Source organism: Streptomyces sp. NPDC048612 (genome assembly GCF_043199295.1).
Taxonomy (GTDB): domain Bacteria; phylum Actinomycetota; class Actinomycetes; order Streptomycetales; family Streptomycetaceae; genus Streptomyces.
Map to the genome: position 1 here is coordinate 120,835 of NZ_JBICVV010000024.1, position 17,763 is coordinate 138,597.

The window sequence follows — 17,763 nt, forward strand, 5'->3', positions numbered from 1 at the left end:
TTACAGCTTCATCAGGCTGGCGTCGTCGACCGAGGCCGTATGACGGGTGCGGAAGATCGACACGATGATCGCCAGACCGACCACGACCTCGGCCGCGGCGACGACCATCGTGAAGAAGGCGATGATCTGGCCGTCCAGATTCCCGTGCATCCGCGAGAAGGTGACGAAGGCGAGATTGCAGGCGTTGAGCATCAGCTCGATGCACATGAACACCACGATGGCGTTCCGCCTGATCAGCACCCCGGCCGCGCCGATGGTGAACAACAGGGCGGCGAGATAGAGGTAGTTGACCGGGTTCATTTCTTGGCCCCCTCCGTGCGCTCCTTCGATGCCGCGCCACCGGACGACGGCGGGCCGGGCTCGTCCTCGGTGCCCCGGCCCAGCCAGTCCTCGGAGCGCCGCTCCAGCGCCTTGAGTTCGGCGAGCGAGGCACCGGAGACATCGCGGATCTGGCCGCGCTCCCGCAGCGTCGGGTTGACGCTCAGCTCGGAGACGGTGCCGTCGGGCAGCAGGCCCGGGATGTCCACGGCGTTGTGCCGGGCGTAGACGCCCGGAGCGGGCAGCGGCGGCACCTGCTTGCCCTCGCGGATACGCGCCTCGGACTGCTCCCGCTGCGTCTTCGCGCGTTCCGTGCGCTCCCGGTGGGTGAGCACCATCGCGCCGACGGCCGCCGTGATCAGCAGCGCGCCGGTGACCTCGAAGGCGAAGACGTACTTGGTGAAGATCAGCGCCGCCAGGCCCTGCACGTTGCCGCCGGCGTTGGCCTCGCCCAGGCCGTTGAACTCCCTGAGCGAGGCGTTGCCGATACCGGCGATGAGCAGGACGCCGAAGCCGAGGCCCGCGCCGGCGGCGAGCCAGCGCTGGCCCTTGAGCGTCTCCTTGAGGGAGTCCGCCGCGGTGACCCCGACCAGCATGACGACGAACAGGAACAGCATCATGATCGCGCCCGTGTAGACGACGATCTGGACGACGCCGAGGAAATAGGCGCCGTTGGCGAGGTAGAAGACCGCCAGGACGATCATGGTCCCGGCGAGTGACAGGGCGCTGTGCACGGCGCGCCTCATCAGGATCGTGCACAGCGCGCCGACGACGGCGACGGTGCCCAGGAGCCAGAACTGCACGGCCTCGCCCGTGGAGGTCATCGAGGCCGCGGCGGCGAGGCCGGTCATGCGCTCGCCTCCTTCGCCTGCGTGTCCCCGTCGGCCTTCTCGCCCTTGGAGACCGCGGCCTGACGGACGGTCCCCGGCGCGGCCTCGGTCACCAGGCCCTTGTAGTAGTCCTTCTCCGTCATGCCGGGGTAGATCGCGTGCGGACTGTCGACCATCTGCTCGTCCAGGCCCGCGAGCAGCTCTTCCTTGGTGTAGATGAGCGACTCACGGGACCGGTCGGCGAGTTCGTACTCGTTCGTCATGGTCAGCGCGCGGGTCGGACAGGCCTCCACGCACAGGCCGCACAGGATGCAGCGCAGATAGTTGATCTGGTAGACGCGGCCGTAGCGCTCGCCCGGGGAGTAGCGCTCCTCGTCGGTGTTGTCCGCGCCCTCGACGTAGATCGCGTCCGCCGGGCAGGCCCAGGCGCACAGCTCGCAGCCGATGCACTTCTCCAGCCCGTCCGGATGGCGGTTGAGCTGGTGCCGGCCGTGGAAACGCGGCGCCGTCGGCTTCTTCTCCTCCGGATACTGCTCGGTCAGCCGCTTCTTGAACATGGCCTTGAAGGTCACGCCGAAGCCGGCCACGGGGTTCTGGAACTCAGGCACCGTCGCCCCCCTTTCCGTCGTTTCCGATTCCGTCACGGACAGTGTCCGCCCCGCCACTGACAATCAGCTCCCGCTCCCGGCGCGGCCTGCGGCGCGGCACCGGCGGCAGGCTCTGTCCGGGCAGCGGCGGCACGGGGAAGCCGCCCGCCATGGGGTCGAAGGCCCCGTCGCCGTCCGGCTCCTCCTCCTTCTCGGCCCGCCGGAAGAAGTCCACGACGAGCGAGATCAGCAGCAGTCCGACGGCGCTGCCGGCGACATACAGCACGATCTGGGAGAAGTTGTAGCCCTCGTTCTTCAGGGCCCGGACGGAGGCGACCAGCATCAGCCAGACCAGCGACACCGGGATGAGGACCTTCCAGCCCAGCTTCATGAACTGGTCGTAGCGCACCCGGGGAAGGGTGCCGCGCAGCCAGATGAAGAAGAACAGCAGCAGCTGCACCTTGAGGGTGAACCAGAGCAGCGGCCACCAGCCGTGGTTGGCGCCCTCCCAGAAGGTGGAGAGGGGCCACGGCGCCCGCCAGCCGCCCAGGAAGAGGGTGATCGCGACGGCCGAGACGGTCACCATGTTGATGTACTCGGCGAGCATGAACATCGCGAACTTGATGGACGAGTACTCGGTGTTGAAGCCGCCGACGAGGTCGCCCTCGGACTCCGGCATGTCGAACGGGGCGCGGTTGGTCTCGCCCACCATCGCGACGATGTAGATGATGAACGACACCGGCAGCAGCAGGAAGTACCACCGGTTCTGCTGCGACTCCACGATGGTCGACGTCGACATCGACCCGGAGTAGAGGAACACCGCCGCGAACGACATCCCCATCGCGATCTCGTACGAGATCATCTGCGCGCACGAGCGCAGCCCGCCGAGCAGCGGATAGGTCGAGCCGGAGGACCAGCCCGCCAGCACGATGCCGTAGATGCCGACCGAGGCCGTGGCCAGGATGTAGAGGACGCCGATCGGCAGGTCCGTCAGCTGCATCGGGGTGCGGACCCCGAAGACGGAGATCTCGTTGCCCGCTGGCCCGAAGGGGATCACCGCGATCGCCATGAAGGCCGGGACGGCCGCCACGACCGGCGCGAGCAGGTAGACCGCCTTGTCGGCCCGCTTGACGACCAGGTCCTCCTTCAGCATCAGCTTGATGCCGTCGGCCAGGGACTGCAGCATCCCCCAGGGGCCGTGCCGGTTGGGGCCGATGCGCAGCTGCATCCAGGCGACGACCTTGCGTTCCCAGACGATCGAGAACAGCACCGTCAGCATCAGGAAGGCGAAGCAGAACACCGCCTTGATGAGGACGAGCCACCACGGGTCACGGCCGAACATCGACAGGTCCTCCTGGGCCAGCGGGGTGCCGGCGGCCAGGTGACCGAGCTGCTGGATCATGCGTCCACCTCCTCGGCCGGCTCCGGGGTGCCCGGGGCGGCGGAGATCTTCACCAGGTCACCGGGGCGGGCCCCGGTGTCGGCGGCGACGCCACCACCCGTCGAGTTGAGCGGCAGCCACACCACCCGGTCGGGCATCGGCGTGACCTGGAGCGGCAGGTGGACCGAGCCGGCCGGGCCGGTGACCGCCAGCAGGTCCCCGTCCTTGACGCCGGTCTCCCGCGCGGTGGTCTCCGACAGCCGGGCGACCGCGGCGTGCCGGGTGCCGGCCAGCGCCTCGTCGCCCTCCTGGAGCCGGCCCCGGTCCAGCAGCAACCGGTGTCCGGCGAGGACGGCCTCACCGCTGTCGGGGCGGGGCAGCGGACGCCCGCTCGCCACCGGCTCGCCCGCGTACGGGCCGTCCCAGCCGCCGAGCCGGTCCAGTTCGCGGCGTACCGCGCGGAGGTCCGGCAGCGCCAGATGCACGTCGAGGGCGTCGGCGAGCATGTGCAGCACCCGGGCGTCCGGCAGCAGATGCCGCCGGGTCATCTGGTCCGGTTTGAGCGCGGCCTCGAACAGCCGCGCCCGGCCCTCCCAGTTGAGGAAGGTGCCGGCCTTCTCCACCACGGCCGCCACCGGCAGGACCACATCCGCCCGCTCGGTGACCTGCGACGGCCGCAGCTCCAGGCTGACCAGGAAGCCGACCTCGTCCAGCGCGGCCAGCGCACGGGCCGGGTCCGGGAGGTCGGCGACCTCGACGCCGCCCACCAGGAGCGCGCCGATCTCGCCGGTGGCCGCGGCCTCGATGATCTGGCCGGTGTCACGGCCGTGCCGGTGCGGCAGCGCGGCCACACCCCAGGCCGCGGCGACCTCGTCGCGGGCCCGCGGATCGGTGGCCGGCCGCCCGCCCGGCAGCAGACCGGGCAGGGCGCCCGCCTCCAGGGCACCGCGCTCGCCCGCCCGCCGGGGAATCCACACCAGGCGGGCGCCGGTCGCCGACGCCAGGCGGATCGCGGCGGTCAGCGCGCCGGGCGCCGCCGCCAGCCGCTCACCGACGACGATCACCGAGCCGTCGGCGCGCAGCGCCTCGGCCGCGGTACGGCCCTCGCCCTCCAGGCCGGCCCCGCCCGCGAGCGCGTCCAGCCATTCGGTCTCGGTACCGGGCGCGGACGGCAGCAGCGTGCCGCCCGCCTTGATCAGTCCGCGCGAGGCGTGACCGGCCAGCCCGTAGGTGCGCTGTCCGCTCCTGCGGTGCGCCTTGCGCAGCCGCAGGAAGACGCCCGGGGCCTCCTCCTCGGCCTCGATCCCGGCCAGCAGCACGGCCGGCGCCTGCTCCAGCGCGGTGTAGGTGACGCCCCCGCCGTCCACGTCACGGCCGCGCCCGGCCACCCGGGACGCCAGGAACTCGGCCTCCTCGGCGCTGTGCACCCGGGCCCGGAAGTCGATGTCGTTGGTGTTCAGCGCGATCCGGGCGAACTTGGCGTAGGCGTAGGCGTCCTCGACGGTCAGCCGGCCGCCGGTCAGCACGCCGGTGCGCCCCCTGGCCGCGGCCAGCCCGCGGGCCGCCGCCGCCAGCGCCTCGGGCCAGCTCGCCGGCTCCAGCTCACCGGACTCCGCGCTGCGCACGAGGGGTTGCTCCAGCCGGTCGCGCTGCTGCGCGTAGCGGAAGGCGAACCGCCCCTTGTCGCAGATCCACTCCTCATTGACCTCGGGGTCGTTCGCCGCCAGCCGCCGCATGACCTTGCCGCGCCGGTGGTCCGTACGCGTCGCGCAGCCGCCCGCGCAGTGCTCGCACACCGACGGCGAGGAGACCAGGTCGAACGGGCGGGAGCGGAAGCGGTACGCGGCGGAGGTGAGCGCGCCGACCGGGCAGATCTGGATGGTGTTGCCGGAGAAGTACGACTGGAAGGGGTCGCCCTCCCCCGTGCCGACCTGCTGGAGGGCGCCGCGCTCGACGAGTTCGATCATCGGGTCGCCGGCGATCTGGTTGCTGAAGCGGGTGCAGCGCGCGCACAGCACACACCGCTCGCGGTCCAGCAGCACCTGCGTGGAGATCGGCACCGGCTTGGCGAAGGTGCGCTTCCGGCCCTCGAAGCGCGACTCCGGGTCGCCGACCTGCATCGCCTGGTTCTGCAGCGGGCACTCGCCGCCCTTGTCGCAGACCGGGCAGTCCAGCGGGTGGTTGATCAGCAGCAGCTCCATCACGCCGCGCTGGGCCTTCTCGGCCACCGGCGAGGTCAGCTGCGACTTGACGACCATGCCGTCGGTGCAGGTGATGGTGCAGGAGGCCATCGGCTTGCGCTGGCCCTCGACCTCCACGATGCACTGCCGGCAGGCGCCCGCCGGGTCCAGCAGCGGGTGGTCGCAGAAGCGCGGGATCTCGATGCCGAGGAGTTCGGCGGCACGGATGACCAGCGTCCCCTTGGGGACGGAGATCTCGATGCCGTCGATCGTCAGGGTGACGAGGTCCTCCGGCGGGATCGCCGGCTCGCCGCCTCCCGCGGGCCCCGCTGCGGAGCCGCTGTCCGACCCCGTGGTCGTCACGGTCATGCCTTCACCCCCAGGTGAGCGTCGTTGTCGGCCCAGAGCGTCGACCTGGCCGGGTCGAAGGGGCAGCCGTTGCCGTTGAGGTGCTGCTCGTACTCCTCGCGGAAGTACTTGAGCGAGGAGAAGATCGGCGAGGCGGCGCCGTCGCCGAGGGCGCAGAAGGACTTGCCGTTGATGTTGTCGGCGATGTCGTCGATCTTGTCGAGGTCGCCGGGCCGCCCCTTGCCCGCCTCGATGTCCCGGAGCAACTGCACCAGCCAGTACGTCCCTTCACGGCACGGCGTGCACTTGCCGCAGGACTCGTGCGCGTAGAACTCGGTCCAGCGGGTGACCGCCCGGACCACACAGGTGGTCTCGTCGAAGCACTGCAGCGCCTTGGTGCCGAGCATCGAACCGGCCGCGCCGACGCCCTCGTAGTCGAGGGGGACGTCAAGGTGCTCGTCGGTGAACATCGGCGTCGAGGAGCCGCCCGGCGTCCAGAACTTCAGCCGGTGGCCGCGCCGCATCCCGCCGCTCATGTCGAGCAGCTGGCGCAGCGTGATGCCCAGCGGGGCCTCGAACTGGCCGGGGTTGGCCACATGGCCGCTGAGCGAGTAGAGCGTGAAGCCCGGGGACTTCTCGCTACCCATGGACCGGAACCAGTCCTTGCCCCGGTTCATGATCGCGGGAACCGAGGCGATGGACTCGACGTTGTTCACGACAGTGGGGCAGGCGTACAGGCCCGCCACCGCCGGGAAGGGAGGACGCAGCCGGGGCTGTCCGCGACGGCCCTCCAGGGAGTCCAGCAGCGCGGTCTCCTCACCGCAGATGTACGCGCCGGCGCCCGCGTGCACGATCACGTCCAGATCGAGCCCCGAGCCCAGGATGTTCCGCCCGAGGAAGCCCGCCGCGTAGGCCTCGCGCACGGCCTCCTGCAGCCGCCGCAGGACGGGCACGACCTCACCGCGCAGATAGATGAAGGCGTGGTTCGACCGGATCGCGTGGCAGGCGATGACGATGCCCTCGATGAGGGAGTGCGGGTTCGCGAAGAGCAGCGGGATGTCCTTGCAGGTCCCGGGCTCCGACTCGTCGGCGTTGACGACGAGGTAGTGCGGTTTGCCGTCGCCCTGCGGGATGAACTGCCACTTCATCCCGGTGGGGAAGCCGGCGCCGCCGCGGCCGCGCAGCCCGGAGTCCTTGACGTAGGCGATGACGTCGTCCGGGGGCATCGCCAGCGCCTTGCGCAGCCCCTCGTAGCCCTCGTGCCGGCGGTAGGTCTCCAGCGTCCAGGACGCGGGCTGGTCCCAGAAGGCGGACAGGACGGGCGTCAGAAGCTTCTCGGGGTGGTTCTCCCCGCCGGTCTCGCGCCGGGAGGCACCGCCGTGTTCGGCTGCCACCGTCATCACTCCCCCTCCTCTGCTGTGGGGCCTGCCGGGTGCTCCTTGTCGGAGGCCGAGGTCTGCTGGGGTGCATCGTGGGAGCTGGGGTGGCCGGCGGGCGCCTCGTCGGCGGGATGGCCGGACGGGGGCTCGCCGGTGGACGGGCCGTCGGCCGTGGTCCGCGGGGCGACGACATGGTCGGCGCCGCGACCGGGAGCGGCCTCGCCCTTGGCCAGCCGCAGCCCGATCAGCGAGGCGGCGCCGGCGCCGCCGGTGGCCTCGACGGCGCCCGGCCGCTCGTCCGGGAAGCCGGCGAGCATCCGGGCCGTCTCCTTGAAGGTGCACAACGGCGCACCGCGGGTGGGCTCGACGGTCCGCCCGGCCCGCAGGTCGTCGACGAGCCGCCGGGCGGATTCCGGCGTCTGGTTGTCGAAGAACTCCCAGTTGACCATCACGACCGGGGCGAAGTCGCAGGCCGCGTTGCACTCGATGTGTTCGAGGGTGACCGCGCCGTCCTCGGTGGTCTCGCCGTTGCCGACGCCGAGGTGCTCCTTGAGGTCCTCGAAGATGGCGTCGCCGCCCATCACCGCGCACAGCGTGTTGGTGCAGACCCCGACCTGGTAGTCCCCGCTGCGCTTGCGGCGGTACATGGAGTAGAAGGTCGATACGGCGGTGACCTCGGCGGTGGTGAGGTCGAGCATCTCGGCGCAGAAGCGGATGCCGGTGCGGGTGACGTGCCCTTCCTCGGCCTGGACGAGGTGCAGCAGCGGCAGCAGCGCCGAGCGCGCGCCGGGGTAGCGGGCGATCACCTCCTTGGCATCGGCTTCGAGCCGGGCCCGTACGTCCGCCGGGTAGTCGGGGGCGGGGAGTGCGGGCATTCCCAGCTGCACGTCCTGGTTTGCCGGAGTGGCGTTCACCGGTCGACGCCTCCCATCACGGGGTCGATGGACGCGACGGCGACGATGACGTCGGCGACCTGGCCGCCTTCGCACATCGCCGCCATGGCCTGCAGGTTGGTGAAGGACGGGTCGCGGAAGTGCACCCGGTAGGGGCGGGTGCCGCCGTCGCTGACCACATGCACGCCCAGCTCGCCCTTGGGCGACTCGACGGCCGCGTAGGCCTGTCCGGGCGGGACCCGGAAGCCCTCGGTCACCAGCTTGAAGTGGTGGATCAGGGCCTCCATGGAGGTGCCCATGATCTTCTTGATGTGGTCGAGGGAGTTGCCCAGGCCGTCCGGCCCGAGGGCCAGTTGGGCGGGCCAGGCGATCTTCTTGTCCGCGACCATCACCGGGCCGGGCTCCAGCCGGTCCAGGCACTGCTCGACGATCCGCAGCGACTGCCGCATCTCCTCCAGCCGGATCAGGAACCGGCCGTAGGAGTCGCAGGTGTCGGCGGTCGGCACCTCGAAGTCGTAGTCCTCGTAGCCGCAGTACGGCTGCGTCTTGCGCAGGTCGTGCGGCAGTCCGGCGGAGCGCACGATCGGCCCGGTGGCGCCGGTGGCCATACAGCCGGCCAGGTCGAGGTAGCCGATGCCCTCCATCCGGCCCTTGAAGACGGGGTTGCCGGTGGCGAGCTTGTCGTACTCGCCGATGTTCTTCCGCATCTTCTTGACGAACTCACGCACCTGGTCGACCGCGCCCGGCGGCAGGTCCTGGGCGAGGCCGCCGGGCCGGATGTAGGCGTGGTTCATCCGCAGGCCGGTGATCAGCTCGTAGAGGTCGAGGATGAGTTCCCGGTCGCGGAAGCCGTAGATCATGATCGTGGTGGCGCCCAGTTCCATCCCGCCGGTGGCGATGGCCACGAGGTGGGAGGACATCCGGTTGAGCTCCATCAGCAGCACCCGGATCACCGACGCCCGGTCGGGGATGTCGCCGGTGATGCCGAGCAGCTTCTCCACGGCCAGGCAGTAGGCCGTCTCGTTGAAGAAGGGCGTCAGGTAGTCCATCCGCGTCACGAAGGTGGTGCCCTGCGTCCAGGTCCGGAATTCGAGGTTCTTCTCGATGCCGGTGTGCAGGTAGCCGATCCCGCAGCGGGCCTCGGTGACGGTCTCGCCGTCGATCTCCAGGATCAGCCGGAGCACTCCGTGGGTGGACGGGTGCTGCGGCCCCATGTTGACGATGATCCGCTCGTCGTCGGCCTTCACCGCGGCCGCGGCGATCTCGTCCCAGTCGCCACCGGAGACGTTGTAGACGGTGCCCTCGGTGGTCTCGCGGCCCAGGGACTCCTGGGTGTCGAAGTCGCTGGAGGTGCGGTGGCCGGACGAGTGGGAGTGCGGTGCAGTAGTCATCAGCTGTACGACCTCCGCTGGTCGGGAGCCGGGATCTGGGCGCCCTTGTACTCGACGGGAATGCCGCCGAGCGGGTAGTCCTTGCGCTGCGGGAAGCCCTGCCAGTCGTCCGGCATCATGATCCGGGTCAGCGCGGGGTGGCCGTCGAAGACGAGGCCGAAGAAGTCGTACGTCTCCCGCTCGTGCCAGTCGTTGGTCGGATAGACCTCCACGAGCGAGGGCACGTGCGGGTCGGCGTCCGGGGCGGAGACCTCCAGCCGGATCAGCCGGTTGTGGGTGATCGAGCGCAGGTGGTAGACGGCGTGCAGCTCGCGGCCCTTGTCGCCGGGGAAGTGCACCCCGCTCACCCCCGTGCACAGCTCGAAGCGCAGTGCCGGGTCGTCGCGCAGAATCCTGGCGACGGCCGGCAGGTGGCCGCGCTCGATGTGGAAGGTCAGCTCGGCGCGGTCCACGACGGTCTTCTCGATGACGTTCTCGGGGACCAGGCCCGCTTCGTCGAGGGCGCCCTCCAGCTCGTCGGCGATCTCGTCGAACTCGCCGTAGCCTTCCTCCGTTCCGCGCGGTCCGCCGTACGGCCGCTGGGAGGCGCCGGGCAGCCGGACGGTGCGGACCAGGCCGCCGTAGCCGCTGGTGTCCCCGCCGTTGTCGGCGCCGAACATGCCGCGGCGGGTGGCGATCGCCTCGCCGGTGTCCTCGCGCTGCGCGGGAACGGCCTCATCCTGACCGTTCCGGCCGTTCTGCTCGCCGGAACCCTCGGGGTTCTTCTGCTCACTCACCGCAGCAGCCCCTTCATCTCGATCAGCGGCAGGGACTTGAGCGCCGCCTCCTCCGCCTCGCGGGCGGCCTGCTCCTGATTGACCCCGAGCTTGGTGTTCTGGATCTTCTGGTGGAGCTTGAGAATCGCGTCCATCAGCATCTCGGGACGCGGCGGGCAGCCCGGCAGATAGATGTCGACGGGCACGATGTGGTCGACGCCCTGCACGATCGCGTAGTTGTTGAACATGCCGCCCGACGAGGCGCAAACCCCCATGGAGATCACCCACTTCGGGTTCGGCATCTGGTCATAGACCTGCCGCAGCACGGGCGCCATCTTCTGGCTCACCCGGCCGGCCACGATCATCAGGTCCGCCTGGCGCGGTGAGCCGCGGAAGACCTCCATGCCGAAGCGGGCGAGGTCGTAGCGCCCGGCGCCGGTGGTCATCATCTCGATGGCGCAGCAGGCCAGTCCGAAGGTCGCGGGGAAGACCGAGGACTTCCGCACCCAGCCCGCGGCCTGCTCGACGGTGGTCAGCAGAAAGCCGCTCGGCAGCTTCTCTTCCAGTCCCATGTGTGCCCCCTAGTCCCATTCCAGGCCGCCACGACGCCAGACGTAGGCGTAGGCGACGAAGACGGTGAGCGCGAAGAGGAGCATCTCGACGAGCCCGAAAAGCCCCAGGGCGTCGAAGGTGACGGCCCAGGGATAGAGGAAGACGATCTCGATGTCGAAGACGATGAAGAGCATCGCCGTCAGGTAGTACTTGATCGGGAAACGGCCGCCACCGGACGGTTGTGGCGTCGGCTCGATTCCGCACTCGTACGCCTCGAGCTTGGCCCGGTTGTAGCGCCTGGGCCCGACGAGGGTGGCCATCACGACGGAGAAGATCGCAAAGCCTGCCCCGAGGGCTCCCAGTACGAGGATGGGCGCGTAAGCGTTCACCGTCCTCGCTCCCTTCAGTCGACGATGACTGGATGGCGGTCCGCACGGGCCCTCCGGCCGCCCCATGGAGATCGTGCACATGTGAGGCAGTTCACAAGCCCGAGCGCCTGCATCCTATGCCCGCTGGTCTGTGATCTGCGACACGGGGGTGGACAACGCCTTTGTGATCTCCACCACCCGGCGAAGGATCATGAAGTCGGATGAGCGGTGATCTTCATACGCGAAGCACGCGAGTGATCACGAGAGGTGACATTCACGTGTGTTACCGCTGGTCAGCGAGCGATGGCCAATATCAAGTGGTTGCCGGACCAAGCAAATTGGCGTTGGACACGGCCAACTGATATATGCGGCGGGCCCGTCGGCGCGGCCCGCTCGTGACCCGGTCGTGATCGCCGGTACGTGCTTCCGTTCACGAGCGGGTGGCCGGCGTCAGATCACGGGAACATAACGGACACTCAAGAGTGACCTATCCCACGCTATTTCCAGCACTAAGTGCTTGACGCCCGGGAAGCCTTGGCGTGGCGGATGAGGAAGTGGTAAGCCCCCGCCGGACCCGCGTGGAGCAGCAAATGCCATGCGTAGGAACATGATCGCGAAATTCGGACATCCCGCTGCCGGTGTGGCACGCAGGGCAAAAGTCCGGTTTGTTCGTCGCGTACGCGTCAAGTGTGGCGCACTGCACCTTTCTTGGCAGCAACCAGCGGCTCCTGATAGCCGTTGTTGCCATGTCCCCGAACGCACTCATACCCAGCCACCGGAAGCCCCGCCGTCCTTCCGCGTCCTCGCGGGCGCTGCGCGCGGGCGTGACCGGTGGCTTCCTCACCCTCGCGGTGACCGGCGCCACCGTGCCGGCCAACGCCGCGTCGAAGCCCGTCTCCGAAACCCAGGAGATGCCGACGATCACGACGGCGCTCGCCACCAGCGCCGCCAGGAGCGCCGACACGGCCGAGCAGGCCGCGTTCAACTACGAGCGCCAGGCGCTCCAGGACAACGCCTTCTCGCAGGCCGCCAAGGCCGCGGAGAAGCACAAGGCCGAGGCCGTCAAGAAGGCCAAGGCCGAGGCGAAGAAGAAGGCCGAGGAAGCCCGTAAGGCCAAGGAGGCCGCCGAGGCCCGTGCCTCGCGCTCCTCCGAGCGTTCGACCCTGTCCGCTCCCGCGTCCAACGCCACCGGCAGCACCGCCACGCTCGTCTCCTTCCTGAAGGCGCAGCTCGGCAAGGCCTACGTGCTGGGCTCCAGCGGCCCCTCCTCGTACGACTGCTCCGGCCTGACGCAGGCCGCGTTCAGCCAGATCGGCATCGACCTGCCGCGGGTCTCGCAGGACCAGTCCACCCAGGGCACCCAGGTCGGCCTGGACAACCTCCAGGTCGGCGACATCCTCTACTGGGGCAGCGCGGGCAGCGCCTACCACGTCGGCGTCTACATCGGCGACGGCAAGTTCATCGGCGCCCAGAACTCCAGCACCGGCATCGTCGAGCGCCCCCTCGACTACGACATGCCGACCGGCGCGGTGCGCGTCCTCTAGGACCACCGCCCGCACGACGTCACCGAAGGACCGCTCCTCTCGCCGCTCGGGAGGGACGGTCCTTCGTGCGTCCGGGGCGCCGGGCGGCCCGCTGTCCCGGAGCCCCGTCACCGCCGTCCGACGGATCGTTTCGCGCCGACCGGCGCCACGATCAAGCCAGGTACGGGCCCCGAGCCCGCCCGTGGAGCTACCGGGACGCGGTACGCGCCGTTGCACCTCTCGCCCTGTGCCGTAGATGCCGCTTGTGCGGCGTACGGCATCGCAGAGAGAGGAACCGCGCTTCGATGAACACCTCGCGTACCGCCCACCGCCTCGTCAGCCGGGCCGCGACGGCCGCCGCCCTGGCCACCGCGCTCGGCCTGGGCGCCGTCCCCCCGGCGACCGCCGCGGCCCCGTCCGCCGCGCCGTCCGCCGCCCGGCCCGGCGGCCCCGCCCCCGACGGCGGCTGGCATCAGCACGGCCTGCATCTGACGGCCGCCGAGAACAAGAAGGTGGACGGCTTCGTCGCCCGTGCCCGGCAGGCCGAGCGCTCCATCAGCCCCCAGGTCCGGGCGGCCGCCAGAATCAGCCATGCCGAGCTGACCGGCTTCGACCAGCGGCTGAAGTCACCGGACTCGCTCAAGCGCAAGGTCGCGACCTGGATGCGGGAGACGCCGGGGCAGACCGTGGACGCCTCGCTGCGCCAGATCAACGACGCGGTCCGCTTCACCCTCCAGTGGCCGTCCGGCACCTACAGCCAGGGCGTGCGCACCGCGGCCGGGCTGCTGGCCGCCTGGGGCAACGACTCCACCCGCTGGGCCAACACCTGGCACCGGGCCGCCGGCTACAAGGCGGTCAACTCCGCCTGGCGCGCGCCCCGCTCGGGCCAGCTCTTCGAGGTCCAGTTCCACACCCCGGAGAGCAAGGCGGCGCAGCTGGAGACGCACAAGCTGTACGAGGAGCAGCGGCTGCCCGGCACCCCGCCCGCGCGGGTGCGCGAACTTCAGGAGCAGCAGAACGCGATCTTCGCGGCGGTGCCGGTCCCGCCGGGCGCGGAGCGGCTGACCGCCCCGGCCCGCCGCCTGTCCCCGGACCCGGCCCGCCGGCTCCCCGTACCCGCACCCGCACCCGCCGGCTGACCGGGCGGCGGCACGAAAGGGGCCGGTCCGGGACCCTCCGTCCCGGGCCGGCCCCGCAGCGTTCACGCCTTCGGGGCGACCTTGCTCAGCCCGTTGATGATGCGGTCCATCGCGTCGCCGCCCGTGGGGTCGGTGAGGTTGGCGAGCATCTTGAGGGTGAAGCGCATCAGCAGCGGGTGGGTCAGCCCGCGCTGGGTGGCGACCTTCATGACCTTGGGATTGCCGATGAGCTTCACGAAGGCGCGGCCCAGGGAGTAGTAGCCGCCGTAGGTGTCCTTGAGGATCTTCGGGTAGCGCTCCAGGGCCAGTTCGCGCTGCTGGTACGTGGCGCGGGCGTGCGCCTGCACGATGACCTCGGCGGCGATCGCGCCGGACTCCATGGCGTAGGCGATGCCCTCGCCGTTGAACGGGTTGACCAGCCCGCCCGCGTCACCGACCAGCAGCAGGCCCTTGGTGTAGTGCGGCTGGCGGTTGAAGGCCATCGGCAGCGCGGCACCGCGGATCGGCACGGTCATGTTCTCCGGGGTGTAGCCCCAGTCGGCGGGCATCGAGGCGCACCAGGCCTTGAGGATCTCCCGCCAGTCCAGCTCCTTGAAGGCCGAGCTGGAGTTGAGGATGCCGAGGCCGACGTTGCTCGTGCCGTCGCCCATGCCGAAGATCCAGCCGTAGCCGGGCAGCAGCCGGTCCTGGGCGCCGCGGCGGTCCCACAGCTCCAGCCAGGACTCCAGGTAGTCGTCGTCGTGGCGGGGCGAGGTGAAGTACGTACGGACGGCCACGCCCATCGGGCGGTCCTCGCGCCGGTGCAGGCCCATGGCCAGCGAGAGCCGGGTGGAGTTGCCATCGGCGGCGACGACCAGCGGGGCGTGGAAGGTGACCGGGGTCTTCTCCTCGCCGAGCTTGGCGTGCACACCGGTGATGTGGCCGGTCAGCTCGTGGACGATCGGTGCGCCCACGTTGCAGCGCTCGTACAGCCGCGCCCCGGCCTTCTGCGCCTGCCGGGCCAGCTGCTCGTCGAAGTCGTCGCGCTTACGGACCAGGCCGTAGTCCGGGTAGGAGGCCAGATCCGGCCAGTCGAGCTGGAGCCGGGAGCCGCCGCCGATGATCCGCAGGCCCTTGTTGCGCAGCCAGCCCGCCTCCTCGGAGATGTCGATGCCCATCGACACCAGCTGTTTGACGGCGCGCGGGGTCAGCCCGTCGCCGCAGACCTTCTCGCGCGGGAAGGCGGTCTTCTCCAGAAGGAGCACATCCAGGCCGGACTTGGCGAGGTGATAGGCGGTCGCCGAGCCCGCCGGCCCGGCACCGACGACGATCACATCCGCGCTGTGCTCCGATCGGGCGGGGCTCACGGAATCGGTCACGGACGCGGAATCGGTCACGGCGCTGTCTCCCGGAAAGTCGATATCTGGATATCTGGGTGCCGACGGGCACCGGGCACGTCAGTCTATGGGGGCCGTGGTGATCAGAACCTGAAGGGTTGTGCCGTGAAGTCTGTGAACACACCGCCCGCACACCGACCGCTTCCCGCCGTCGAGCTGCGCGTGCCCACCGATGAGGACGCGATGAACTGGCACCGGGTCTTCAACGACCCGGACGTCATGGAATTCCACGGCGGCGCACCGGCCGAACTCTCCGTCTACGAGGAGCTCACCGCACGCCAGCGCCGCCACCACGCGGAGCGGGGATTCTGCCTGTACACGCTGGTGGACCCGGCGGACGGCACGGTCCTCGGCTTCACCGGCGCCCAGCCGTGGCCGTGGGACTGGGGCCCGGCGGGCGAGATCGAGATCGGCTGGCGGCTCTCCCGCGCCTCCTGGGGCAAGGGCTACGCCACGGCCGCGGCGCAGGCGGCGCTGGAGTCCGTACGGGCGGCCGGCGTCCGCCGGGTGGTCGCCATGGTGGACGCACGCAACGAGCGGTCGCTCGCGGTGACCCGGCGGCTCGGCATGCGGCAGGAGGAAACGGTGATCACGCCGACCGGGCGTCGGGAGGCGTACTGCCACCGGCTGGATCTGTGAACACCCCGACGCCTACGGGAAAGGGCGCCGCGGACCCGTCCGCGGCGCCCCGCGCCCCCTCGGCCGGACGGTGACAACGGCCGGACGCGGGACGGGCGGAGGCGCCGCCCCCGCCGCCCGCCGGTGTCAGCCCTCGGCCGGCCTGCGCCCGCGGTGCAGCGCCACGACGCCACCGGTCAGATTGCGCCAGGCCACCTCGGTCCAGCCCACGCCCTGCAGCCGGGCGGCGAGTTCGGGCTGGTTGGGCCAGGTCCGGATGGACTCGGCGAGGTAGACGTAGGCGTCCGGGTTGCTGCTGACCGCGCGGGCGACCGGCGGCAGCGCCCGCATCAGGTACTCGGTGTAGACGGTCCGGAACGGCGCCCAGGTCGGCTCGCTGAACTCACAGATCACCACCCGGCCCCCGGGCTTGGTGACCCGGTACAGCTCCGCCAGCGCGGCGTCGGTGTCCTGGATGTTGCGCAGCCCGAAGGAGATCGTGACGGCGTCGAACACCGCGTCGGCGAACGGCAGCCGGGTGCCGTCCCCGGCCGTGAACGGCAGCCACGGATGGCGCTTGCGGCCCTCCCCCAGCATGCCGACGGAGAAGTCGCACGGCACCACGTACGCCCCGGCCCTGGCGAACGGCAGCGAGGAGGTGCCGGTACCGGCCGCGAGGTCGAGCACCCGCTCGGCCGGCCGGGCGGCCACCGCGCGCTCCACCTCCTTGCGCCACAGCCGCGCCTGCCCCAGGGAGAGCACGTCGTTGGTGAGGTCGTAGCGCGCCGCCACGTCGTCGAACATCGCGGCGACTTCGTGCGGCTGCTTGTCCAGGGATGCTCGGGTCACCCGGCCATTGTCCACCGTGCCGGGGCCGGGGGACGCACCGGGCACGGCCCGGTACGCGCGCCGTCAGCGACGGCGGTACACCAGACGGCCGCCGAGGACGGTGGCCAGGCAGCCGCCGTCCGCGGCGAGGACCGCGAAGTCGGCCGGGCCGCCGGCGGTCAGCGTGCGGAGGCGGCCGCCGGGCGGCTCCGCGAGCCCGGACCGCCGGACCGCCGTACGGACCGCGGGCCGGGTGAACGGCCCGGTCAGCGAGGTCGTCCCGGCGGCCAGCAGACGCTGCAGACCCCGGCGGGCGCCGGCGCCCCAGCGGGTCTCGGTCATGTCGAGCGCGGCGAGCGCGGCGCCGGTGACCGGTTCGCTGCCCAGCTCGTCGGCCTCGCGCGGGTCGGGCTGGTAGGCGCCCTCCAGGAGCGCGGCGCCGTCCGGTTCGTGCCGGCCGGGCGTCAGCACACCGTCCCACTCCCGGACGCGCGCCCGGTCGCCGTAGGCCGCCAGCAGCTCCTCGTACGGGCCGATGGCCGCGATACGGGCGCCGTCGACGACGACCGCATGCCCGGGGACCGGCTCCCCGTCCGGGCCGGTCCGGACACCGCGGACCCGGTGAAGTGTCAGCACCTGCGGCTCAGTTGGCCTCGACGAGCTTCAGCTCCGGATGGGCCGTGCCGCCCTCGATCGCGGTCGAGGACAGATGCGAGACGACCTTGTCGTCGACCGGGTCGTCGGCCGGGTCGTCGTGGACGAGCAGGTGCTCGTAGGTGGTGGCGCGCTGCGCCGGGACCCGGTCCGCCTTGCGGATCAGGTCGATGATCTCCATGCGGTTGGAGCGGTGCTTGGCACCGGCGGAGGAGACCACGTTCTCCTCCAGCATGATCGAGCCGAGGTCGTCCGCGCCGTAGTGCAGCGACAGCTGACCGATCTCCTTGCCGGTGGTCAGCCACGAGCCCTGGATGTGCGCGACGTTGTCGAAGAAGAGCCGGGCGAGGGCGATCATGCGCAGGTACTCGAAGAGGGTGGCCTGGGTCTGGCCCTTCAGGTGGTTGTTCTCCGGCTGGTAGGTGTACGGGATGAAGGCGCGGAAGCCGCCCGTACGGTCCTGGACGTCGCGGATCATCCGCAGGTGCTCGATCCGTTCGGCGTTGGTCTCGCCGGTGCCCATCAGCATCGTGGAGGTCGACTCCACGCCCAGCTCGTGGGCGGTCTCCATGATCTCCAGCCAGCGCTCGCCGGACTCCTTCAGCGGGGCGATGGCCTTGCGGGGCCGCGCCGGCAGCAGCTC

The 17,763-nt window shown here is 70.8% G+C and carries 17 protein-coding genes and 1 pseudogene; 3 read left to right on the forward strand and 15 right to left on the reverse strand.

The window, feature by feature from the left end:
- From nuoK to ACGFN2_RS29575, 11 genes are read right to left on the reverse strand one after another with little or no spacing between them, the layout of a single operon-like run.
- Entirely contained in the window at window positions 1-300 is a 300-nt protein-coding gene (gene nuoK, locus ACGFN2_RS29525) for an NADH-quinone oxidoreductase subunit NuoK (RefSeq protein WP_006604821.1), read from the reverse strand.
- Window positions 297-1,169, reverse strand: coding sequence for an NADH-quinone oxidoreductase subunit J (locus tag ACGFN2_RS29530; protein ID WP_393365564.1), 873 nt, complete (start codon window positions 1,167-1,169; stop codon window positions 297-299). The genes nuoK and ACGFN2_RS29530 overlap by 4 nt, the downstream gene beginning before the upstream one ends.
- Complete coding sequence (nuoI, locus tag ACGFN2_RS29535) at window positions 1,166-1,756, reverse strand: NADH-quinone oxidoreductase subunit NuoI (protein WP_362605801.1); 591 nt, start codon at window positions 1,754-1,756, stop codon at window positions 1,166-1,168. Before nuoI ends, ACGFN2_RS29530 begins: the two co-directional genes overlap by 4 nt.
- Window positions 1,749-3,137 (reverse strand): NADH-quinone oxidoreductase subunit NuoH, encoded by a 1,389-nt coding sequence (gene nuoH, locus ACGFN2_RS29540; protein ID WP_393365566.1) that lies wholly within the window; start codon window positions 3,135-3,137, stop codon window positions 1,749-1,751. Before nuoH ends, nuoI begins: the two co-directional genes overlap by 8 nt.
- Window positions 3,134-5,665 (reverse strand): NADH-quinone oxidoreductase subunit G, encoded by a 2,532-nt coding sequence (locus ACGFN2_RS29545; RefSeq protein WP_393365568.1) that lies wholly within the window; start codon window positions 5,663-5,665, stop codon window positions 3,134-3,136. Before ACGFN2_RS29545 ends, nuoH begins: the two co-directional genes overlap by 4 nt.
- Window positions 5,662-7,044, reverse strand: coding sequence for an NADH-quinone oxidoreductase subunit NuoF (gene nuoF, locus ACGFN2_RS29550; RefSeq protein WP_362605793.1), 1,383 nt, complete (start codon window positions 7,042-7,044; stop codon window positions 5,662-5,664). Before nuoF ends, ACGFN2_RS29545 begins: the two co-directional genes overlap by 4 nt.
- Window positions 7,044-7,898, reverse strand: coding sequence for an NADH-quinone oxidoreductase subunit NuoE (nuoE, locus tag ACGFN2_RS29555; protein ID WP_393365587.1), 855 nt, complete (start codon window positions 7,896-7,898; stop codon window positions 7,044-7,046). Before nuoE ends, nuoF begins: the two co-directional genes overlap by 1 nt.
- A 35-nt stretch (window positions 7,899-7,933) precedes the next feature.
- Window positions 7,934-9,307: an NADH-quinone oxidoreductase subunit D gene (locus ACGFN2_RS29560; RefSeq protein WP_362605790.1), complete on the reverse strand. Its 1,374-nt coding sequence runs from the start codon at window positions 9,305-9,307 to the stop codon at window positions 7,934-7,936.
- The gene (locus tag ACGFN2_RS29565; RefSeq protein ID WP_393365571.1) at window positions 9,307-10,083 is read right to left on the reverse strand and encodes an NADH-quinone oxidoreductase subunit C; all 777 of its coding nucleotides are present in this window, start codon (window positions 10,081-10,083) and stop codon (window positions 9,307-9,309) included. The genes ACGFN2_RS29560 and ACGFN2_RS29565 overlap by 1 nt, the downstream gene beginning before the upstream one ends.
- The gene (locus ACGFN2_RS29570; protein ID WP_362605786.1) at window positions 10,080-10,634 is read right to left on the reverse strand and encodes an NADH-quinone oxidoreductase subunit B family protein; all 555 of its coding nucleotides are present in this window, start codon (window positions 10,632-10,634) and stop codon (window positions 10,080-10,082) included. Before ACGFN2_RS29570 ends, ACGFN2_RS29565 begins: the two co-directional genes overlap by 4 nt.
- Window positions 10,635-10,643: 9 nt before the next feature.
- Entirely contained in the window at window positions 10,644-11,003 is a 360-nt protein-coding gene (locus ACGFN2_RS29575; RefSeq protein WP_030262580.1) for an NADH-quinone oxidoreductase subunit A, read from the reverse strand.
- Between the two features lie 725 nt (window positions 11,004-11,728).
- Between ACGFN2_RS29575 and ACGFN2_RS29580 the strand changes: the two genes are divergently transcribed.
- Together ACGFN2_RS29580 and ACGFN2_RS29585 are read left to right on the forward strand one after the other, a co-directional pair.
- Window positions 11,729-12,526, forward strand: coding sequence for a C40 family peptidase (locus tag ACGFN2_RS29580; protein WP_393365574.1), 798 nt, complete (start codon window positions 11,729-11,731; stop codon window positions 12,524-12,526).
- A 284-nt stretch (window positions 12,527-12,810) separates the two neighbouring features.
- Window positions 12,811-13,644, forward strand: coding sequence for an ATP nucleotide 3'-pyrophosphokinase (locus tag ACGFN2_RS29585; RefSeq protein WP_393365576.1), 834 nt, complete (start codon window positions 12,811-12,813; stop codon window positions 13,642-13,644).
- A gap of 62 nt (window positions 13,645-13,706) precedes the next feature.
- Here the strand turns inward: ACGFN2_RS29585 and ACGFN2_RS29590 are convergent.
- Window positions 13,707-15,065, reverse strand: a pseudogene (locus ACGFN2_RS29590) (geranylgeranyl reductase family protein); the annotation flags it as partial.
- 60 nt (window positions 15,066-15,125) lie between these two features.
- Here ACGFN2_RS29590 and ACGFN2_RS29595 point away from each other — a divergent pair.
- Window positions 15,126-15,659, forward strand: a complete 534-nt coding sequence (locus ACGFN2_RS29595) for a GNAT family N-acetyltransferase (RefSeq protein ID WP_362613291.1) — start codon at window positions 15,126-15,128, stop codon at window positions 15,657-15,659.
- A 126-nt stretch (window positions 15,660-15,785) separates the two neighbouring features.
- Here ACGFN2_RS29595 and ACGFN2_RS29600 read toward each other — a convergent pair whose 3' ends face one another.
- The 3 genes from ACGFN2_RS29600 to ACGFN2_RS29610 form a co-directional block, all read right to left on the reverse strand.
- Window positions 15,786-16,487 carry a demethylmenaquinone methyltransferase gene (locus tag ACGFN2_RS29600; protein ID WP_362613289.1) on the reverse strand — a complete coding sequence of 234 codons (702 nt, stop codon included), beginning with the start codon at window positions 16,485-16,487 and terminating at the stop codon, window positions 15,786-15,788.
- Between the two features lie 63 nt (window positions 16,488-16,550).
- Window positions 16,551-17,102: a hypothetical protein gene (locus tag ACGFN2_RS29605; protein ID WP_393365579.1), complete on the reverse strand. Its 552-nt coding sequence runs from the start codon at window positions 17,100-17,102 to the stop codon at window positions 16,551-16,553.
- 7 nt (window positions 17,103-17,109) lie between these two features.
- Window positions 17,110-17,763, reverse strand: a 654-nt coding sequence (locus tag ACGFN2_RS29610; protein ID WP_393365581.1) for a radical SAM protein, incomplete at its 5' end; no start/stop codon positions are given.